Source organism: Nonomuraea rhizosphaerae, assembly GCF_019396405.1.
Classification (GTDB): domain Bacteria; phylum Actinomycetota; class Actinomycetes; order Streptosporangiales; family Streptosporangiaceae; genus Nonomuraea; species Nonomuraea rhizosphaerae.
Genome location: NZ_JAHKRL010000461.1, coordinates 1 through 20,228 on the forward strand (window position 1 = coordinate 1; position 20,228 = coordinate 20,228).

Below are 20,228 nucleotides of genomic sequence, written 5' to 3' on the forward strand. Positions count from 1 at the left end.
GGAGGCGACTCGTCCGGCCGCCACACCCGCCTGGCGCCGTCGAGGTCGCCGTCGGCGACCAGCACGGCGGCGTACAGCTCGCGCATCCCGGAACTGCGCACCCGCTCGTACAGCTCCCGCAGCTCGCCGACGGAGCGCCGGGCGTCGCCGCGCGCGTGGCGGACGACGAACCTGGCGAGCGCGCCCATCGCCTCGGCGTTCGCGCCGCCGCTCTCGCCCAGTTGCCTGGTCAGGGCGGTGTAGGTGAACTCGGCGGCGTCGAAGTCGCCCTCGATGAGCCGCCGCAGCGCGCCGTACAGCGCGTGCACGGCCAGCGCCTGCCCGAGCTGGCCGCTGGTGGCCAGCGCGACCCCCTGGTCGGCGTGCTCCCGCGCGCTCTCCAGGTCGTTCCTGCCCAGGCTGACCATGAGCAGCGAGTGGTGGCCCTGGGTGAGGTAGCCCACCAGCCGGTGCGTACGGCCGAGCTCCAGCAGCTCGGCGCCCAGCGCGGCCAGCTCGTCCCTGCGCTCGGGCGCGAGCACCGCGAAGTAGCGGGCGTTCAGCGCGAGGCAGAGCAGGTCGGGCCGGTCCAGCCGGCGGGCCAGGTCCACCGCCTCGGCGCTGACGGCGTCCACCCGCGCGTCGTCGTGCCCCTCCAGCGCGAACACCAGCGCGGCCAGCAGCCGGCAGCGCGTCTCCTGGTCCGGCCCGGCGGCCAGCTCCGACTCCACGGCCGCCACGAACTCCTCGTCCAGGCGGGTGTCCTGCTGGATCGTCCAGCTCACCGGGGCGTCGTACGAGGTCAGCGCCCTGGCCACCTGGCCGGTGCGCAGCCCCGTCTCCACGGCCAGGGCTCGCGCGGCGACCGCGCCCAGCACGTCACCGGCGTGGGCCAGCGACGACACCAGCCCGCACAGCACGTCGAGCCGGGTCTCGTCGTCGGCCGCGAACTGCAGCGCCGCCCGCCACAGCGCCGCCGCCTCGCGGTGCGCGTGCAGGCCGGACGCCTGGATCGCGGCGGCCCTGGCGTAGCCGACCGCCTGCGGGGCCGCGGCCTCCAGCGCGTGGTGGGCGAGCGCGGCGACGTCCGCCGGGCGCACGCGCTCCAGGGCCGTCACGACGCGGCCGTGCAGCCTGGTGCGGCGGATGCGGGCCGTGTCCTCGTACAGGGCCTGCCTGACCAGCACGTGCGCGAAACGGACCCGTCCCGGGGCGGGCTCGGTGAGCAGGCCGGTCATGACCCCGGCCTCCAGGCCGTCCAGGACCGTGTCCTCCTCGCCGTCGTGCAGCGCGACGAGCACGTCCACGTCGACGTCCCGGCCGACGATGGCGGCGTTGCGCAGCACGGTCTGCGCGGTGGCGGGCAGGCGGGTGATGCGGCGGCGGATGAGGCCGCGCACGCCGGGCGGCAGCGCGTTCGCGGCGGCCTGCCCGTCGGCCGCGAGCAGCCGGGCGATCTCGCAGACGAACAGCGGGTTGCCGCCCGTGCGCTCGGCGACGGTCCGCACGGTCGCGGCCTCGGGCTCGCTCTCGGAGATCCGCGCGAGCAGCGCGGCGATGTCGTCGTCCGGCAGGCCGCCCAGCTCCAGGTGCCGGCTGCGGGAGGCGAGCATGGCGATGGTGGCGCGCAGGTCGTCGCCGGCCTCGTCCTGCCGGTACGTGGCGATCACCAGCAGATCCGGTACGTGCCGCAGCAGGTGCAGGGTCTCGCCGTCGGCGCGGTGCACGTCCTCCAGCACCACGAGCAGCGGCGCGGCGCCGGCCAGGTAGTCGCCGACCGCCCTGGCCAGGTGGAACTGGTTCTGGATCGGCGTGCCGTCGCGCAGCAGCGGCGCGAGCCGTTCCGGGTCGGCGGGCGGCACGGCCGCGGCCAGCCACCTGACGATCTCGCTCCACGCCCAGGCGGGCGGGGCGCCGCCGTCGATCTCCGGGCAGCGGCCGATCGCGACGCGCCAGCCGCGCCCCTCCAGCTCGGCCGCGTACGTCTCCACCAGCGCGCTCTTGCCCGAGCCCGGCTCGCCGGCCAGCCAGATCGTGCGGCGCGCTGGGGAATCGGCCTCGCCGCCCGAGGCCGCCCCGCGCGTGCCGGCCTGGCCGCCCGGCGCCGCCGTCCCGCGCAGGCCGGCCTCCTCGCGCAGCACCGCCAGCTCGCGGTCCCTGCCGACGAGTGTGGGCTCGGGCCGGGCGGCGGGGCGTTCGGGGACGCGGTCCACCACCTCGGGCGCGTGCAGGGAGTCCGACTGGTGCAGGATGTCCTGTTCGAGGGCACGGAGCGCGGGCCCTGGATCGACGCCCAGCTCGTCGGCGAGCCGTTCGCGGGCCCTCCTGAGCACGGCCAGCGCCTCCGCCTGGCTGCCGGAGCGGTAGTGGGCCAGGGCGAGCAGGCGCACGGCGTTCTCGCGCAGCGGGTGGGCGTTGGCGTGCCGGCGCAGCTCGGGCACGGCCTCGGCGTGGCGGCCCAGCATCAGCGCGGCCTCGCCACGGTACTCGACGGCGATCAGCCGCAGCTCGGCCAGCCTGGACACCTCCGGGGCCGTCCAGTGATCGCCGAACTCCCCGTACGCGGGCCCTGCCCACAGCCCGAGCGCCTCGTCGAGCAGGCGGTGCGCGGCGGCCCCGTCGCCCCGCTTGAGCGCGGCGCCCGCGGCGTCGATGAGCGAGGGCAGCCGCCAGGCGTCCACGGCCTCGTCGGGCAGGTCGAGCCGGTAGCCGGGCGGGGCGCTGACGATCACCGTGGCGGGGGCGCGCGGCGGCCGGGTCGGCTCCAGGACGCGGCGCAGGTTCGAGACGTACACCTGGAGGGCGGCCAGCGCCTTGGGCGGCGGCTGCTCCTGCCACAGGTCATGGATGAACCGGTCGGTGGAGACCACCTGCCCGCCCGCCGCCACCAGCCGGGCGACGACGGCGCGCTGCCTGGCGGGGCCGAGGTCGAGGGTACGGTCGCCGAGCGCGGCCTGGAGCGGTCCAAGGACACTCACCCGCAAAGACGGCAGCATGGGCCTCTCCTTTCCGTACCGGTCCCCTCAGTACCGGTAGAAGCCCGCGAAGTCCTTGATGCGGCGGATGTCGTCGACGCGTACGGAGGCTCCGGTCTCGGGCGCGTTCATCATCCTGCCATGACCGAGATAGATGCCCACATGGTGCGTCTTGACGGTCTTTTTCGTGATTTTTCCGAAGAAAATGAGATCGCCGGGGACGGGCTTCTTCACCCGGTGCATCCTGCGCACATGGTCGTCGGTCGTGCCCGGCCCGAGCACGTCCACGCCGTGCGCCATCGCGTACACCCACCGGGTGAACCCCGAGCAGTCCAGCCCCCGCGTCCTGGCCGCCGGGCACGGCCGGATCCTGCCCTGGTAACCCAGGCACGTTCCCTTGGAGGGACCCGGGTCGCTCGCGTGGCCGCCGCCCCACGAGTAGACGATCCCGCGCCCCTCGATCTCGTAGGCGAGCCTGACGATCGCCGACGGGTACGGGCGCACCAGGATGGGCAGCGACGCGGAGGCGGTCAGCAGGACGAGCGCCAGCGCGACCGCCATTCCGCGCCATCCCGACACCGCATGCCCCCTTTAACGGAGATGTCGGAATTTATTCTGCTTTATCGGTACTTAGCGTGCGGTGATGGTGAGCTTTACCGTGCCGACCGCGAACCGCATGCCCACCTTGCCCTTGCCCTTGGCCTTCGCGTTCGTGGTGAACCAGAACGTCACGCGCTGGCCGTGCCGCAGCTCGGCCACGTCGCAGCGCACCGCCGTCCCGCTGAAGTCGCAGCCTTGCGCGGCCACCACCCGCTGGCCGCCGAACGCGCGCCCGCTCACCTTGACGTGCGTGACCGTGACGGGGCCGCTGTTGGCGACGGTGACCCAGTACAACCTCCTGTTCCTGTACGAGCCCGAGACCGTCACCTCGGCCGGCGGGTTGGCCAGCTCCTCCAGCTCGGCCTGCGAGCCGTTGAAGGAGTTCTGGCCGCCGGCCAGCGTCCCCTTCTCCGCCGACTGCCAGAACGTCTGCCGCTCCCAGCCCTTCGGCATCTCGCCCGGGTCGCCGCCCCAGCGCGCCAGCCACAGCGGATGTGCGCCGAACCTGTCCGAGTCGCCGGTGCACGTCTGCCACCAGGCGCGGGTGGTGTAGATGATCGCCTGCCGGCCGGTCCGCTGCTTGTACGTCGTGGTGAAGGACTTGATCCAGGCGACCATGTCCTTCTGGGAGAGGTCGTAGCAGCCGTTCTTGCCGTTCTTGTCCTTGTACGGGTTCTCCTCCAGATCGAGCACGCCGGGCAGCGTCCGGCCGTCGGTCTTCCAGTCGCCGCCGTTCTGGAGGAAGAAGTCGGCCTGGGCGGCGCCGTCCGACTCGTGCGGCTGCGCGAAGTGGTACGCGCCGCGCAGCAGCCCCGCGTCGGCGGCGCCGTCGTACTGAGCGCCGAAGACGGGGTTGCGGTAGTCGGTCCCCTCGGTGGCGTGGACGAACGCGAACTTCCCGCCGCCGGAGGCGACCTCCGGCCAGTCGACCTCGCCGGTCCAGTTGCTGACGTCCACGCCGGGGATCCCGTCCGCGGCCCACGCCGTGCCGGTCAGCCCGGCGGTTGCCAGAGCGGTCAACAGCACCAAGCGCTTCACGCGGCAGATCATCGCGGAGCGCCGCGCACCGTCGCAAGAAATTCTCCCACGTCGGTATAAAACCGCATTTCAAGCGCCGGAAATTCGTTATCCACAGCCTGTGGACAACATGGCGTTTTCGCAGGTCAGAGCCGTATGTAAACGTGACATTCACGTTTGCCAAACCGGCCCGGATGGGCGCAAGCTGATCCCGATCCTCTCCCCCGCCCCTGACCTGGGGTTTCTTCGCCATGCCCGGAGGGCAACCACCATGATCCACGCCCGCGGACTGACCCGTGTGTTCAAGCTCAAGAAACAGAGGGTCGAGGCCGTACGCGGCATCGACCTCGACGTCGAGGAGGGCCAGCTCATCGCCTTCCTCGGCCCGAACGGCGCCGGGAAGTCCACCACCCTGCGCATGCTGACCACCCTGCTCCCGCCCACCTCCGGCACCGCCACCGTGGCCGGCCACGACGTCGCCCGCGACCCCGCCGCCGTGCGCGCCCGCATCGGGTACGTCGGCCAGAAGAACGGCGCGGGCGAGACCTTCCGCGTCCGCGACGAGCTCGTCACCCAGGGCCGCTGCTACCGCATGACCCGGCGCGAGGCGGCCGCCCGCGCCGACGAACTGCTCGACCTGCTCGACCTGCGCCCGCTCGCCAAGCGCGGGCCCAACACGCTGTCGGGCGGCCAGCGCCGCCGCCTCGACATCGCGCTCGGCCTGGTCCACCGGCCCGCCCTGCTCTTCCTCGACGAGCCCTCAACCGGCCTCGACCCCAAGAGCCGGGCCGAGGTCTGGTCGCACATCCTGCGGCTGCGCGAGGCGTACGGGACGACGCTGTTCCTGACCACGCACTACCTCGAGGAGGCCGACAGCATGGCCGAGCGCGTGGTGGTCATCGACAACGGCGAGATCATCGCGGACGGCACCGCCGAGCAGCTCAAGAACGACCTGGCCGGGGACCACGTCACGATCACCACCGCGACCGAGCAGGACGCCGCGACGGCGGCCCGGATCGGCGCGGCCGTGTCCTCCGAGATCGCCAACGGAACGACCGTGCGGCTGCGCGTCGCCAACGCCGCCGCGGCGCTGCCCGAGTACCTGCGCGCCCTGGACGCGGCCGGCGTCAAGGCCGTGACCGCCGAGACCACCCGGCCAACCCTCGACGACGTGTTCCTCACCCTCACCGGGAGAAGCCTGACCGATGACGACATTCCTGCGTGACACCGCCACCGTCCTCAGCCGGGAGATCATGCCCCCGCTGCGCGAGCCCGTCGGGCTGCTGTTCACGATGGGGCAGCCGCTGTTGTTCCTGTTCCTGTTCGGGGCGCTGCTCGACGGGGCGATGGGGGCGTCGTGGCAGTGGTTCGTGCCGGGCATCCTCGTCATGATGTCCCTGACGGCGCCCATGTCGGCCGGCTACCTGCTGCTGATGGAGCTGATCGGCGGCTCGATGGAGCGGCTGATGGTGACCCCGATGAGCCGTACGGCCATGCTGGTCGGCAGGACGATGAAGGAGACCGTGATCCTGCTCTGCCAGGCCGTCCTGATCATCCTGCTGGCGCTGCCGCTGGGCTTCCGCCCGCATCCCGCCGGGGTGCTGGCCGGGCTCGCGCTGCTGCTGGTGCTGGGGGTCGGGCTGGGCGCGCTGTCGTTCGTGCTGGCGATCAGGTCGGCGCCGGGCGGGACACTGTTCTACATGGTCATGGAGGTGGTGCTGTTCCCGGTGCTGCTGCTGTCGGGGGTGCTGCTACCGGTCGAGTCCGGCCCCGCGTGGCTGCGCGTCGCCGGGCAGCTCAACCCGATCACGTACGTCGTGAACGCCGAGCGCCGGCTCTTCTCCGGCGACCTCGTCCACCCGTCCGTCCTGCACGGCCTGGTCGCGAGCCTGCTGCTGGCCGTGCTCGGCCTCTGGCTCGGCACCCGCGCCATGAGACGCGGCGTCTGAACGATCTCCGGCTCCACGGACTGATCGCCAGGAAGCCCCACAGGCTGATCGCCAGAAGCTCTACGGGCTGATCGCCAGGAAGAGGAACGCGGCGAACAGCACCAGGTGCACGCCGCTCTGCAGCACCGTCGCCCGGCCCGGCACCACGGTGAGCGTCGTGACCACGAAGGTCAGCCCCATCAGCACCAGGTGCGTCGCGCCGAGCCCGAGCACCAGCGGGCCGTCCAGCCAGAACGAGGCCACCGCGATGGTCGGGATCGTCAGCCCGATGCTGGCCATCGCCGAGCCCAGGGCCAGGTTGAGGCTAATCTGAACCTGGTCGCGCTTGGCGGCCCGTACGGCGGCGATGGTCTCGGGAAGCAGGACGAGCAGCGCGATCACCACGCCGACCACCGCCTGCGGCAGCCCGGCCGTGTTCACCGCCGTCTCGATCACCGGCGACTCGACCTTGGCCAGGCCGACGACCGCCACGAGCGCCACCAGCAGCAGCCCGAGGCTGGCCATCGCGGTGCGTCCCGAGGGGCGCGGCGCGTGCTCCTCCTGGGGGACGTCCCCCGATCCGGTGGTCACCGTGCCCGATCCGGTGGCCACCGGGAGGAAGTAGTCGCGGTGGCGTACGGTCTGCGTCAGCACGAACAGCCCGTACAGCAGCAGCGACACCACCGCTGCGAACCCGAGTTGCGCGGTCGAGAACGCGGGCCCGGCCGCGCTCGTCGTGAACGTCGGCAGCGCGAGGCTGAGCGTGCTCAGCGTCGCGACGGTGGCGAGCGCGCCGCCCGTGCCCTCGGCGTTGAACACCGCCACCTTCCGCCGCAGCGAGCCGCTGAGCAGCGACAGCCCGACGATGCCGTTACACGTGATCATGACGGCGGCGAACACCGTGTCGCGGGCCAGCGACGCCGACTTCTCGCCGCCGGAGATCATCAGGCTGACGATCAGCGCCACCTCGATCACCGTCACCGCCACGGCCAGCACCAGCGACCCGAACGGCTCCCCCACCCGGTGCGCGATCACCTCGGCGTGGTGCACGGCGGCCAGCACGGCCCCGGCGAGCAGCACGGCGACGATGATCACCACTACGATCGGGAGCTCACGTCCCCACGACACCACCAGTGCGAGGAGTGCCAGCACGGGAACCATGACAGTCCACCGCGTCGCGATGTAACGGACCATGTACAGACTGTTGCCCAATTTTGCTACCGATCATCCGTTATGGGGGGATCATGGACCAAATTATCGCGACCACCGCCGTGCCGTGGATTCCCGCGGCGCACCGGCTGGAGGTCACGCTGTCCTCTCGGCTACCCACGGAGGGAGTGATCACCTCGGCTTTCGCGATCGTGCTGGACGACACGGACCGGATGCTGCTGACGTGCGTCGACCGGGTGGGGCGCGGCTGGGACATCCCCGGCGGACACGTCGAGCCCGGCGAGTCGCCGGTGGACACCGCCGTGCGCGAGCTGGCCGAGGAGACCGGGCTGGCGCTGCGACCCGACGATCTGTCGCTGTTCGCCTGGCTGCGGATCGTGCTGACGGAGCCGGCGCCCGCCGACTACCGGTATCCGTCGCTGACGAACCTGGTGATGTTCACCGCACGGCTCGGCACGCCCGGGCCCGCCGTGCGGCCCCCGGAGGGGTCCGAGAGCACCCTCGCCGACTGGCTGACGCCGCCGGAGGTGGAGTCGCGGTGCGCGGGGAACGCCTGGCTGATCGCGTACCGGAGGCTCCTTTGACCGGCGTTGTCCTCAGTACCTGCCCGCCGCTGACCGACGACGACCTCAACGAGCTGTTCGGCGCCTCGTGGCCGGGTCACGAGCCCGTCCCCTTCGCCCGCACGCTGAGCCACAGCCTCTGCTGGATCGCCGCCCACCGCGCGGACCGCCTGGTCGGCTTCGTGAACGTCGCCACCGACGGCGGCATCCACGCCTTCGTCCTGGACACCACCGTGCACCCGGACGAGCGCCGGGCGGGCCTCGGCGTACGCCTGGTCCGCGCCGCCGCCGCCGAGGCGAAGGCCCGCGGAGCGGAGTGGCTGCACGTCGACTACGAGCCCCACCTGGAGCGCTTCTACGCCGAATGCGGCTTCCGCCCCACCTCAGCGGCCCTCATGCAGTTGTGAGGCCAAGCGCCCTGTCGGCTTGACGCCCGAGCGCTCTGCCGGCCTGACGTCCGCGCGCCCTGCTCCTGCGCGGCCACTATGCCGAAACAGGAGGTCTGTGATTATCTGTCCCCGGTGCAGGGTGATCTGCTTGACCTCATTCTGATCGCACTCGTCATCGGCTTCGGCGTCTCCGGTTACCGCCAGGGCTTCATCACCGGTGTGATGAGTTTTGTCGGCTTCGTCGGCGGATGCGTGTTCGGCATCTTCATCGCGCCCCCGATCGCGCAGGCGGTGGACGGCGACATCGCGCAGGCGCTGCTCGCCCTCGTGATCGTCCTGGTCGCCGCGGCGCTCGGCCAGCTCGCCACCTCCACCCTGGGCGCGGTCGTCCGCAGCCACCTGACCCACCAGCCCGCCAAGACGCTCGACGCGATCGGCGGCAGCGTGGTCGGCGCCCTGTCCGTGCTGGTGATCGCGTGGCTGGTCGGCAGCCTGCTGGTGTCCAGCTCGTTCGCCCTGGTCGTGGACCAGATCCGCGGCTCGGCCCTGCTGACCACGGTCGACGGCGCCATGCCCGAGGCGGCGCGCGACTGGCAGCGGCCGTTCAAGCAGTTCATCGACCGTTCGGACTTCCCGCCCGTGCTCGACGCGATCGGCGGCAACGCGCGCGTCGACGTGCCCGAGCCGGACGCCGGCATCCTGCGCGGCCCGGCCCTGACCCAGGCCGTGACCGCGATCGTCCAGGTGCAGGGCATCGCGCGCTCCTGCAACAAGCAGATCTCCGGCACCGGCTTCGTGTACGCCCCCGACCACATCATGACCAACGCCCACGTGGTCGCCGGCGTCAACACCAACCTGCAGGTCATCGACCACACCCGGCAGCCTCGCCCGGCCACCGTCGTCCACTACAACCCCCAGCGCGACGTGGCCGTCCTGTACGTGCCCGGCCTGAACCTGCCGCACCTGACCTTCGACGGCAACGCGCAGAAGGGCGACGACGCCGTCATCGCCGGCTACCCCCAGGACCAGGGCTTCACCACCCGCGCCGCCCGCATCGCCGCCCAGCAGACCGCCTCCAGCCCCGACATCTACCGCAACACCCAGGTGACCCGCGAGGTGTACCTGATCCGCGGCCTGGTGCAGCAGGGCAACTCCGGCGGCCCCCTGCTCACCGTCACCGGCCGCGTCTTCGGCGTCATCTTCGCCGCCCAGACCAGCCAGGAGGACAAGGGGTACGTCCTGACGGCCGGCGAGGTCTCCGAGGACGCCCGCACCGCCGCCACCGCCACCCAGCCGGTGAGCACCCAGGCCTGCGACTAGCGTGCGATCATCGCACTCATGACATCGACCAGAAAGGGCCATGCCGCGTAGGCGCCCCTCCGAGGTCCGCACGCGAGGATCGGTGTGCGGAGCCCACAGAGCCTTGATCCATCACGTTCCCGGGCTCGGCCGCCGTCCCATGGCCGCGGTGACCGCCCTCGAACACGGCAGGATGCGTCCCGGCGAGGTGGCGCAGGCCCTGGTGGCCTGGCAGGCGGCGGTCTTCATGGGCACCGCCGACCATGTCGAGGTCATCTGCATGTGTCCCGAGTGCAGCGGGGACGCGCCCCGGTGGCGACTGCAACGGGCCCTGACCGCGTTGCCGCCCTGGGCCAGGCCGCACCTGGGCGCGCTGATCCTCCCCCTCGACCGGTACTTCCTCAGCCGGACCTCACCCGACCTCCAGGCCCCACCCCACCTGCCCTGGTGGCAGCGGCGACGTGCCTTCTAGGAGGTCAGCAGGCCGCGGCGGAAGGCGACCGCGACCGCCGCCGCCCGGTCGTTGACGCCCAGCTTGGCGTAGATGTGCAGGACGTGGCTCTTCACGGTGGCCTCGCTGATGAACAACCGGGCGGCCGCCTCACGGTTGGAGGCGCCGTCCGCGATCAGCCGCAGGACCTCCAGCTCGCGCGAGCTGAGCGGGTCGACCGGTGCGCGCACCTGCCCGAGCAGGCGGGTCGCCACCGACGGGGACAGCACGGCCTCGCCCCTGGCCGCCGCGTGCACGGCGCGGATCAATTCGTCGCGGTCGGTGTCCTTGAGCACGTACCCGGTCGCGCCGGCCTCGATGGCGGGCAGGACGTCCTTGTCGGTGTCGTACGTGGTCAGCACCAGCACACGCGCCCGGACGCCGAGCCGGACGAGCTCCTTGATGGCCGTCACCCCGTCCATCCGCGGCATGCGCAGGTCCATCAGGATGACGTCGGGGTCGAGCACGCGGGCCAGGTCGACGGCCTGGGCGCCGTCGCCCGCCTCGCCGAGCACGTCGAAGCCCGGATCGCCGGTGAACATCCCCCGGATCCCGTCGCGGACCACGGGATGGTCGTCGGCGATCAGCAGCCGGATGGGCGACTCGGGCGTCTCAGGCACGCGGAGCCTCCCGGGGGACGGCCGGGACGCTGGCGGAGATCGCGGTGCCCGCGCCGGGCTCCGACTCGATCTCCAGGGCGCCGGCCAGGCGGTCCACCCGCCTGCGCATCGAGGTGAGCCCGAAGCCGCCGCCGTCGCGTGCCCGCTCGGGGTCGAACCCGGCGCCGTCGTCGCGTACGTCCAGGGCGACCACGTCCTCCATGTACGACAGCGTCAGCCCGACCCGCCCCGCGCCGGCGTGCTTGGCCACGTTGGCCAGCGCCTCCTGGGCCGTACGCAGCAGCGTCTCCTCCACCTCGGGATGCATGGGACGGACCGTACCAGTGGTGGTCACGTCCGCTCGTACGGCGTTCAGCTCGGACCATTCGGCCACGACCTGGGCCAGCGCCTCCGGCAGCGGGGCGGACTCCAGCGGCCCGGGACCGACGGCGTGGATGGACCTGCGCGCCTCGGCCAGGCTCTCCTTGGCCAGGCGGACGGCGTTGCCGACGTGGCGTTCGCGCGCGTCCTCGTCGTCCTTGGCCCGTGTCGAGGCCTGGAGCTGGGTGATGATGCCGGTCAGGCCCTGGGCGAGCGTGTCGTGGATCTCGCCCGCCATGCGCTGCCGCTCGTCCATGATCCCCGCCTCCCTCGCCTGGACCAGGAGCTGGGCGTGCAGGCCCGCGTTCTCCCGCATCGCCTCTTCGAGCTGGACCACCATCCTCTTACGCTCGGCGCTGCGTTCCATGGTCACCTCGCCGACGAAGCTGAACAGGCCCACCAGGGCCACGATGGCGCCGGTGAAGAACAGATAGGTGAGAATGCCCCACGCGGTGGGCTCCAGCAGCCCGCCGCTGTAGACGGCGACCGTGCCGGCCGCCGTGGCGGTCACGCCCGCGAACCGCCAGCCGCCGCGCAGGTACCGCCACGAGTGGAGGTAGCCGACGAAGCCGAAGAAGGTCGCGAACCACACTCCCCGGAAGCTCAGCACCACGATCATCAGGATCAGGCCCGTGACGTACAGGGCCTTCGCCCCGCCGCGCGACACGAGCGCGATCCACGCGGCGGCCAGCACCGCCAGGCCGAGCGTGACCAGCCGCTGGCTCCACGGCTGCCGCTCCTCGGTGAGCAGGTAGAGCACGGTGGAGACGGTGAGCAGGATGTACGGGGCGGCGGCCGTGTACCGCTCCAGTTGCCGTTCCCACCGGTCCAGCCGCGTCACGCTCACTCCCACCGAAAGAACCTCGCCGCGGCCGCGCTCAGCACCACCGCGTACGCGGCCATCACGCCCAGCAGCACGACGCTCGGCGAACCACCCGCCCAGACATCCTGCAACGACTGCCGGAAAGCCCCCAACGGAGTGTATTCGCCGATCCGGGCCAGGAGCGCGGGCATCTGGTTCGCCGGCTGCATCAGCCCCGCCAGGAAGGCCATCGGGAAGTACAGCAGCACGCCGACGCCGTTGGCGGTGCGCCCGTTCGCCGCGAGGGACGCGATGAGCAGGCCGATCGAGAACATCGCCGCCGTCCCCAGCAGCAGCGTCGCCACGACCGCCCACCCCGCGCCGGGCAGCCGCGCGCCCAGCACGGTCCCCGCGACGACCAGCAGCAGCCCGCAGGCGGCGACCGCCAGGACCAGTTGCATCAGGAGCTGGACCACCAGCATGTTCACCGGCCGCAGCGGGGTGGTGGACAGTCTGCGCAGGATGCCCCTTTCGCGGTACGTGGCGAGCGTCGTGGGCAGCATGTACAGCCCGACCAGCCCCACGGCGATGGCCAGCGCCATCGGGAGCAGCATGGTGTCTCCAGGCTCGATCGAGCTTCCGAAGACCACCAGGATGAACAGCGGGATGAGCACCGTGAACATCGATCCCGGCTCCCTGACCAGGAGCTTCAACTCGACGGCGGTGAGCTTGGCGAGCGCGGTCATGGTAAGTCTCCTGATCACTTGGAAGTCAGTTGAAGGAACGGCCGGTGAGAGCGAGAAACGCGTCGTCCAGCGTCCGCTTGTCGATCCGCAGATCGCTGACCAGCACGTGGTGACGCGCGAGCCGGGCCGTGACGGCCGTGGCGAAGTCCCCCCGCCCGGTGACGACCACCCGGTCCCCGTCCCTGACCACGCCCGACACGCCCGGCAGGTCCGCGAGCAGCGCCTCCGGGTCGGCCGCCGCCATCAGCGTGAACCGCATCTGGTGCTCGGCGTCGATGCCCTCGATCAGCCCGCGCGGGGTGTCGATCGCGACGATGCCGCCCCGGTCGAACACCGCGACCCGGTCGCACAGCTCCTCGACCTCGTCCATGAAGTGGCTGACCAGCACCACGGTGACGCCGCTCGCGCGTACCTGCTTGATCAGCTCCCACGTGGCCCGGCGCGCCTGCGGGTCGAGCCCCGTCGTCAGCTCGTCGAGGAAGGCCACCCGCGGGTTGCCGATCAGCGCCAGCGCGATGAACAGCCGCTGCTTCTGCCCGCCCGACAGCTTCCCGAAGCGGGCGTCCCGCTTGTCGGCCAGCCCCCACTGCTCCACCAGCTCCCGCCAGTCGCGCGGGGCCGCGTAGAAGGAGGCGTAGAGGTCGAGGGCCTCCCAGACCTTGATGTTCTCCGGCAGCTGGGTGTGCTGGAGCTGCACCCCGATCTGCTCACGCAGCGCCCTGCCGTCCTTGATCGGGTCCAGCCCGAGAACCCTGATGGATCCGCTGTCGGCCTGCCGGAGACCCTCGACGCACTCGACGGTGGTGGTCTTGCCGGCGCCGTTCGGGCCGAGGATGCCGAAGATCTCGCCCTCCTCGACGGAGAACGACACCTTGTCCAGAACGGTCAGGTCGGCGTACCTCTTGGCGAGGCCGGTGACTTCGATGACTGCCATGACTCAAGGATCTTCTGGCGGCGCTCGGAGCGAATCGACCTGGCGGCCATGGTGTGGGGCGGTTGAGGCTAGTTCGAGAATCCACCGTTCGGTTGATGACAGTTCGGTTGATGACAATGGGGTCATGTCTGGCACCGCACAGGACGGCGTCCTCAGGACGCGGCCGTCCTCGACACCGAGAGTCAAACGGCGCTGGTTACCCCTGGCGGTGATCGCGGCACCGTTCCTGCTGCTCTATGCGCTGATCACGGCCCTTCAATGGGGTCATGACCGGCACCTCGACGGCCTCGCCGACCGTTTCCTGAGCCATCCGCTCCCGCCGGAGACCAGCTTCGCCGACGACGAGGTACAGGCGTCAGTGGGCCTGCGGGGCAACAGCAACCACTGCGACTACCGCCTCAGGTTCAACCTGCGGACGAAGCTGCCGGTGGACCGGGTCGTACGCCACTACGAGGCCGCGAACCTCGGGGCCGAGGGGACCGGCGTGTCCGTCATCGTCTGGACGCCTTCGAAAGCGCCACCGTTCCCGCTGACCTTCGACGACGACAGGCTGATCATCGTCGAGATCCAGGACAACAACCACGACCCCGGCTGGGATCCCCGCTGCCACTGATCACACACCAACGTTCAGTCGGTGTCAGGGGCTCGTGAGGATGACGAGTTGCTGGGTCGCCCGGGTCATCGCGACATATCGGTCCACCGCCCCCTCGATCCCCTCCCCGAACCCCTCCGGATCAACAAGGACGACCAGGTCGAACTCCAGCCCCTTCGACAGCTCCGGCGTCAGCGACCGTACCCGCGGCCTCTCCCGGAACGCCGGGTCGCCGATCACGCAGGCGATGCCCTCGGCGTGCGCGGCGAGCCAGGCGTCGAGGACCGAGCCCAGCTCGGAGGTGGACCCGTGTACGACGGGAACGTCGCTGCTGCGGATGGAGGTCGGCACGTTGGCGTCCGGCAGCACGGCCCGGATGACCGGCTCGGCCTCGGCCATGATCTCTTCCGGCGTCCGGTAGTTGATGCTCAGGGAGGCCAGGTCGATCCGGTCGAGCCCGACCCGCTTCAGCCGTTCCTGCCACGACTCCGTGAACCCGTGCCGCGCCTGCGCGCGGTCCCCCACGATGGTGAAGCTCCGGGACGGGCAGCGCAGCAGCAGCATCTGCCACTCCGCGTCGGTGAGCTCCTGGGCCTCGTCCACGACGACGTGCGCGAACGGTCCGGCCAGCCAGTCCGGGTCCACGTCGTTGGGCAGCGCGGTCTCGTCGACCAGGCTGTTGCGCATGTCCTCGCCGCGCAGCATCGTCACCAGGCCCTCGCCGTCGTCGTCGGCCTCCAGCAGGTTGTCGACGACCTGCGTCATGCGTTCGCGTTGCGCGGCGACGGAGGCGTTGTGCCGGCGCTTGCGCCGTGACGCCTCCGGGTCGCCGAGCCGCTGCCGGGCCGCGTCCAGGAGCGGCAGGTCGGACACCGTCCAGGCCTGGGCGTCCGCGCGCTGCAGCCGCCGTACGTCGTCGATGCTGAGCCAGGGAGCGCATTTACGCAGGTAGGCGGGCACCGTCCACAGGTCGCCGACGAGGTCGGCCGCCTCGATCACCGGCCAGGCGCGGTTGAAGGTGGTCAGCAGTTCCCTGTTCTGGAGCAGTGACCGGCGCAGCAGGTCGGGTGAGGTCTCGCCGTCGTACTTGTCCAGCAGGATCGTGAGCAGTTCCTCCCAGATCTGGTCACGTGCGTCGTTGTGCGGCGTACCGGGATCGGGCGCCTCGAACGCCTCGGCCCAGTCCTCGGCGCTCAGCCAGATGTCGGACCAGTGGGTCGTGACCGTCATGCCCTTGGTGGGCGGGTTCTCGTAGAAGCGGACGGCCGGCTCGATCGCCTTCACCATGTTCGCGGAGGACTTGAGCAGGGCCGCCTCCGGGTCGGCCTCGACCCCCGCCGCGGCCCCCTCGGCGACGAGGTCGCGCAGCGTGCAGGTCTGCACGCCCTCCTCGCCCAGGCTGGGCAGCACGTCGGCGACATAGGCCAGGTACGGCTGATGCGGCCCGACGAACAGCACGCCGCCCCGATGGTGCCCGAGCCGAGGGTCGGAGTAGAGCAGGTACGCGGAGCGGTGCAGGGCGACGACGGTCTTGCCCGTACCCGGACCGCCGTCCACGACCAGGGCGCCGCGTGATCCCGCGCGGATGATGGCGTCCTGGTCGGCCTGGATGGTGCCGAGCACGTCCCGCATCCGGGGCGACCGGTTGCTGCCCAGGCTGGCGATGAAGGCGGACTGGTCGTCGAGCGCGGCGTGCCCCTCGAACCCGTCCGAGGTGAACACCTCGTCCCAGTAGTCGCTGATCCGGCCCCGGGTCCAGCGGTACCGGCGGCGGCTCGCCAGCCCCATCGGGTTGGCGTGGGTGGCTCCGAAGAACGGCTCGGCCGCCGGGGAACGCCAGTCGAGCAGCAGCCGGCGCCCCTCGCTGTCGGTGAGGCCGAGGCGTCCGACGTACACGGGCTCGGAGTCGTCCGCGCCGACCATGTGGCCGAGGCACAGGTCCAGGCCGAAGCGGCGCAGCGCGCGCAGGCGGGCGGTCAGCCGGTGGATCTCCAGGTCCCGGTCCAGCGCCTGCCGGCCCTTGCCGCCGGGGGCCTTGCGCTCGGCGTCGAGGCGCTCGGACAGCTCGGCGATCGACTGTTCGAGGCTCTCGGCGATGGCGGCGAATTGCTGCTCGTCGGCGGCGATCAGCTTGGGGGCGGCCTTGGCGGAGAGGTTGTCGGGGAGGTCAAACGCGCTGATGGTCAGCGGGTTCACGCTGGTGGCTCCGATCTGAGGTTGCTGGCACGACGGCCCCGTATGGTTTGCACAGACATGTCTGGCTTGCACAGATGTCAGACCGTACGACTCGCCCGCGGCCCGTCCAGATTCCACGAGACGATCTTGACAGGCGTGATCTTGATGATCTCCCGCGAGAACGACGGCACCGGCGGCTCATGGTCCGTCAGCGCCACCGCCGTCCCCCGGACCTCGATCCCCCGAGGCGCCCACGGATCGACCGTCGCCAGGTCGTCCACCACGAACGCGACCGTGCTGCCCCTCTGCACGTTCCGGAACTTCTTCGACGCCCCCAGCGCGTGCCCGCCGATGACGATCGTGCCGGTGCCGGCGTCGACGAAGAAGTTGGTCGGATTGGCCTGGACCTGCCCGTCAGGCGAGACGGTGGCCAGCCGCCCGATGGGCTGCGTGGCCAGATAGTCGAGCTCCGCCGGAGTGAAGACCCTGCGCGTCAGCATGGGCCCCCGCCCCCGTACGACTTGATCGTCGGCATCGGCACGCGCACTTTTCTACTCCCATTTCCGCAGGTTCTGGCCTCGGCCGACGATTATGCGACACCGCCGGGGGCTTGCCGCAAGCCCCCGGGTGCGCTATAGGTTGAAAGTGGAAAGGAGCGGTCACTCCCCTTTCCCTCATCGTCGGCCGACGAGCCGAACGCGGCCCGGCCCCGCGAACAGCACGAGCACGCGCATCACCCACAGCCACCGACGGCTACACCCCTGATCTCGCGCGCGACCGGTTATTCGAACGAGACACGATCGCCATGAATCAGCGGTAGGCTCCCGACGTGCCACAGGGGTGAGGCTGGATGAAGACGAACGAGTTCAGTCATCGACAATGACACACCTACCTCCGCGAAGGAATATCTCTTCTGCGGTCGCACATAGTCGATGAACGGATCTGGTGTCGTAATGCTCAAATCTCCCCTTAAGGGATGGTGGGCGTGAGTTCGGAGTCCGCAGAGACTGGGTCACACCTCGAATGGCCCATGGATCTCGACATCAACGCCCTGCTCGAGAGCGGCTGGCGTCCCACGCCCTTCCAGCAGTTTGTGCTCAAGATTCACAGTAGGTGCAATCTCGCCTGCACCTACTGCTACATGTACGAGATGGCTGATCAGGGCTGGCGTCGTCAGCCCCGGCGGATGTCGCAGGCGACGATCGACTCCGCCGCCGCGCGCATCGCCGAACACGCGCGAATCAACCGCCTGTCCCAGGTGGATGTCATTCTCCACGGTGGTGAGCCCCTGCTCGTCGGCACCGAGCACATCCGTTACGCGGTGGGAGCCGTACGCGACGCGGTCGATCCCGGCGTGACGGTGAACGTCCAGGTGCAGACCAACGGCGTGCTCCTGGACTCCTCCTTCCTGAAGACGTTCGACGAGCTCGGCGTACTCGTCGCGGTGAGTCTCGACGGCGATCGCGAGGCCAACGACCGCCACCGCCTCGGACCGGCGGGCCAGAGCAGCTACGACCGGGTCCACGCCGGGCTGATCAAACTCACCTCCCCTGCCTTCCGGCACCTGTTCAACGGGCTGCTCTGCACCGTCGACCTGCGCAACGATCCCGTCGGCACGTACGAGGCGCTCCTGGCGTACGACCCGCCGACGATGGACTTCCTGCTGCCGCACGGCACCTGGGAGACGCCTCCGCCGGGCCGCCCCCCGGACAGCCCGGACGCCCCGTACGGCGACTGGCTCATCGCCATCTTCGATCGCTGGTACCACGCGCCGCGGCGCGAGACCCGGATCCGGTTGTTCGACGAGATCATCCGTCTTGTGCTCGGACGTCCGTCACGCAGCGAGGCCGTCGGGCTCTCCCCGGTAGCCGTGGTCGTGGTGGAGACCAACGGCGGCGTCGAACAGGTGGACAGCCTCAAATCGGCCTACGACGGAGCCACCCGGACGCCTCTGCACGTGAGCACCGCCGACGCCTTCGACACCGCCCTCATGCTGCCCTCGATCGCCGCCCGGCAGATCGGCGAACGCGCGCTGTCGCCCGAGTGCCAGGCGTGCGAGGTGCGGCGCGTGTGCGGTGGAGGGCTCTATCCCCATCGTTACCGTCCGGGCACCGGATTCGCCAATCCCAGTGTCTACTGCCGCGATCTCTTCCGGCTCATCGAACACATCCAGCAGACGGTGCGCCACGACATCGCCGCGATACACGACCGCGGCCGACGTCGTCAGATCACCGATCCCGCAGAAAGGCACTCATCCGGCATGACGTTGGCACCGCACCGCCTGCCCAAAGAGGTTTTCCTCGAACTCGCCACAGGCAGGGGCGGCCGCGACGCCGCCGACCACCTATGGGCGGCACAGGACAGCAAGCGCCTGCTGCTCCTGCGCGGGCTTCGCGACTTCTCCAAGGACGACGCCGCGGTGCGGCACGCCTACGAGCTGCTCGCCGACATCCAGGAAGCCGCACCCGACGTCACCCGGGAAGTGCTCCGCTATCCGACCGTCGGATCCTGGGGACTGCGGACGCTCCACGCGCTCAACGGCCAGACGCCTCCGGCCCCTTGGACGACCCCGACCGCCATGGCGTCGCTGGCCGCGGTCGCGGCGATCCGGTCCGGGCGCGGCGAGACGATCGAGGTGCCCGTGCTGGACGGCGCGGTCGTACTCCCGTCACTGGGCCGCGCGCTCTTCCCCGACGGCGGCGGGCTCGCTGTCGTCCGCACCGCTGACGGTGAGGCGGAGATCAGCGCCGGTGGCATCACAGTGTCCCTTGGCCAGGGGCCGGGGTGGGAGGGACTACGCCGCATCAGCGCCTCGCACCGGGGGGTGGCGGTCGAGTTCGTCGTCGACGACCTCGATCCGGGACGGATGCCGGGCGCGCGGCGTACCGAGGAGAGGCTGAGTGAAGAGGATCTCCGCCGGTGGGCGACGGTGCTCCAACCCGCCTGGGAGATCCTCGTCGAGCGGCACCCACTGGTCGCCGAGGAAACCAGCGCGGTGGTCACGGTGCTGACACCATTGATCGCGCCAGAGAATGGCACCTCCAGCGCCACGTCGAAACTGGCCTTCGGCAACATCGGGATCTCCACGCCGCCCGACCCACACTCATACGCGGTGACCTTGGCACACGAGTCCCAGCACGCGAAACTGACCGGTCTGCTGGACCTGATCCCGCTGACGCAGCCGGACGACGGCAGCCGCTACTATGCCCCCTGGCGCGACGACCCCCGTCCGCTGGGCGGCCTGCTCCAGGGCGCGTACGCGCACATGGGCATCGCGGCCTTCTGGCAGGTGGAACGCCAGGAGCCGCATCCACACAACCTGCTGCTTCGCGCCCACACGGAGTTCGCCCGGTGGCGCGACGGCACCGAGGCGGCGATCCGGACGCTGCGGGCGAGCGGCCGGCTGACCACCGAGGGCGACCTGTTCGCCGCCGAGATGGCCGGCACGATCGCACTGATGTGCGCCGAGGACGTTCCGGCCGAAGCCGCTCGCCACGCGGGCGCCTCAGCCGACCGGCACCTGACCGGCTGGCGCCGGCGCAACGGCGAACCACCGGCCGACCGAATGCCGTCACTCGGCTGAGAGGGC

General features: G+C 70.9%; 18 protein-coding genes. 8 read left to right on the forward strand and 10 right to left on the reverse strand.

Translation table 11 applies throughout. The features are described from left to right. The 3 genes from KME77_RS23340 to KME77_RS23350 form a co-directional block, all read right to left on the reverse strand. On the reverse strand, nucleotides 1-2,975 hold a 2,975-nt coding region (locus KME77_RS23340; protein ID WP_219471072.1), incomplete at its 3' end, for an ATP-binding protein. A 27-nt stretch (nucleotides 2,976-3,002) separates the two neighbouring features. Beyond that, a complete protein-coding gene (locus KME77_RS23345) occupies nucleotides 3,003-3,515 on the reverse strand; it encodes a C40 family peptidase (RefSeq protein ID WP_219471073.1) in 513 nt (170 codons plus the stop codon). Nucleotides 3,516-3,584: 69 nt separating this feature from the next. After that, nucleotides 3,585-4,592 carry a lysozyme gene (locus KME77_RS23350; protein WP_219471074.1) on the reverse strand — a complete coding sequence of 336 codons (1,008 nt, stop codon included), beginning with the start codon at nucleotides 4,590-4,592 and terminating at the stop codon, nucleotides 3,585-3,587. A gap of 250 nt (nucleotides 4,593-4,842) precedes the next feature. Between KME77_RS23350 and KME77_RS23355 the strand changes: the two genes are divergently transcribed. Next, nucleotides 4,843-5,796 carry an ATP-binding cassette domain-containing protein gene (locus KME77_RS23355; RefSeq protein ID WP_219471075.1) on the forward strand — a complete coding sequence of 318 codons (954 nt, stop codon included), beginning with the start codon at nucleotides 4,843-4,845 and terminating at the stop codon, nucleotides 5,794-5,796. After that, nucleotides 5,777-6,520: an ABC transporter permease gene (locus KME77_RS23360; protein ID WP_219471076.1), complete on the forward strand. Its 744-nt coding sequence runs from the start codon at nucleotides 5,777-5,779 to the stop codon at nucleotides 6,518-6,520. The genes KME77_RS23355 and KME77_RS23360 overlap by 20 nt, the downstream gene beginning before the upstream one ends. 60 nt (nucleotides 6,521-6,580) lie before the next feature. On the opposite strand, the gene KME77_RS23365 is transcribed toward KME77_RS23360, so the two are convergent. Continuing rightward, entirely contained in the window at nucleotides 6,581-7,693 is a 1,113-nt protein-coding gene (locus KME77_RS23365; protein WP_219471077.1) for a calcium:cation antiporter, read from the reverse strand. 50 nt (nucleotides 7,694-7,743) lie between these two features. On the opposite strand from KME77_RS23365, the gene KME77_RS23370 reads away from it, so the two are divergent. The 4 genes from KME77_RS23370 to KME77_RS23385 all read left to right on the forward strand — a co-directional run bounded on the left by KME77_RS23370 (nucleotide 7,744) and on the right by KME77_RS23385 (nucleotide 10,392). After that, nucleotides 7,744-8,253 (forward strand): NUDIX hydrolase, encoded by a 510-nt coding sequence (locus KME77_RS23370; protein ID WP_219471078.1) that lies wholly within the window; start codon nucleotides 7,744-7,746, stop codon nucleotides 8,251-8,253. Then, on the forward strand, nucleotides 8,250-8,639 hold the full coding sequence (locus KME77_RS23375; RefSeq protein WP_219471079.1) for a GNAT family N-acetyltransferase: 390 nt from the start codon (nucleotides 8,250-8,252) through the stop codon (nucleotides 8,637-8,639). The genes KME77_RS23370 and KME77_RS23375 overlap by 4 nt, the downstream gene beginning before the upstream one ends. A gap of 114 nt (nucleotides 8,640-8,753) precedes the next feature. Beyond that, nucleotides 8,754-9,941 carry a MarP family serine protease gene (locus tag KME77_RS23380; protein ID WP_219471080.1) on the forward strand — a complete coding sequence of 396 codons (1,188 nt, stop codon included), beginning with the start codon at nucleotides 8,754-8,756 and terminating at the stop codon, nucleotides 9,939-9,941. A 103-nt stretch (nucleotides 9,942-10,044) separates the two neighbouring features. Next, nucleotides 10,045-10,392 (forward strand): hypothetical protein, encoded by a 348-nt coding sequence (locus KME77_RS23385; protein WP_219471081.1) that lies wholly within the window; start codon nucleotides 10,045-10,047, stop codon nucleotides 10,390-10,392. Here the strand turns inward: KME77_RS23385 and KME77_RS23390 are convergent. From KME77_RS23390 to KME77_RS23405, 4 genes are read right to left on the reverse strand one after another with little or no spacing between them, the layout of a single operon-like run. Continuing rightward, nucleotides 10,389-11,030, reverse strand: a complete 642-nt coding sequence (locus tag KME77_RS23390; protein ID WP_219471082.1) for a response regulator — start codon at nucleotides 11,028-11,030, stop codon at nucleotides 10,389-10,391. The two genes, KME77_RS23385 and KME77_RS23390, sit on opposite strands and share 4 nt — an antisense overlap. Next, a complete protein-coding gene (locus tag KME77_RS23395; protein WP_219471083.1) occupies nucleotides 11,023-12,231 on the reverse strand; it encodes a sensor histidine kinase in 1,209 nt (402 codons plus the stop codon). The genes KME77_RS23390 and KME77_RS23395 overlap by 8 nt, the downstream gene beginning before the upstream one ends. Nucleotides 12,232-12,233: 2 nt before the next feature. Further along, complete coding sequence (locus KME77_RS23400) at nucleotides 12,234-12,938, reverse strand: ABC transporter permease (RefSeq protein WP_219471084.1); 705 nt, start codon at nucleotides 12,936-12,938, stop codon at nucleotides 12,234-12,236. A gap of 25 nt (nucleotides 12,939-12,963) precedes the next feature. Continuing rightward, the gene (locus KME77_RS23405; RefSeq protein ID WP_219471085.1) at nucleotides 12,964-13,872 is read right to left on the reverse strand and encodes an ABC transporter ATP-binding protein; all 909 of its coding nucleotides are present in this window, start codon (nucleotides 13,870-13,872) and stop codon (nucleotides 12,964-12,966) included. Between the two features lie 124 nt (nucleotides 13,873-13,996). On the opposite strand from KME77_RS23405, the gene KME77_RS23410 reads away from it, so the two are divergent. Beyond that, nucleotides 13,997-14,485, forward strand: a complete 489-nt coding sequence (locus KME77_RS23410) for a hypothetical protein (protein ID WP_219471086.1) — start codon at nucleotides 13,997-13,999, stop codon at nucleotides 14,483-14,485. Between the two features lie 24 nt (nucleotides 14,486-14,509). Here KME77_RS23410 and helR read toward each other — a convergent pair whose 3' ends face one another. Next, nucleotides 14,510-16,660 (reverse strand): RNA polymerase recycling motor ATPase HelR, encoded by a 2,151-nt coding sequence (gene helR / locus KME77_RS23415; protein ID WP_219471087.1) that lies wholly within the window; start codon nucleotides 16,658-16,660, stop codon nucleotides 14,510-14,512. 77 nt (nucleotides 16,661-16,737) lie between these two features. After that, the gene (locus KME77_RS23420; RefSeq protein ID WP_219471088.1) at nucleotides 16,738-17,139 is read right to left on the reverse strand and encodes a PPOX class F420-dependent oxidoreductase; all 402 of its coding nucleotides are present in this window, start codon (nucleotides 17,137-17,139) and stop codon (nucleotides 16,738-16,740) included. A 530-nt stretch (nucleotides 17,140-17,669) separates the two neighbouring features. On the opposite strand from KME77_RS23420, the gene KME77_RS29520 reads away from it, so the two are divergent. Next, nucleotides 17,670-20,222: an FxsB family cyclophane-forming radical SAM/SPASM peptide maturase gene (locus KME77_RS29520; protein ID WP_246610596.1), complete on the forward strand. Its 2,553-nt coding sequence runs from the start codon at nucleotides 17,670-17,672 to the stop codon at nucleotides 20,220-20,222. The last annotated feature ends 6 nt before the right edge of the window (nucleotides 20,223-20,228 follow it).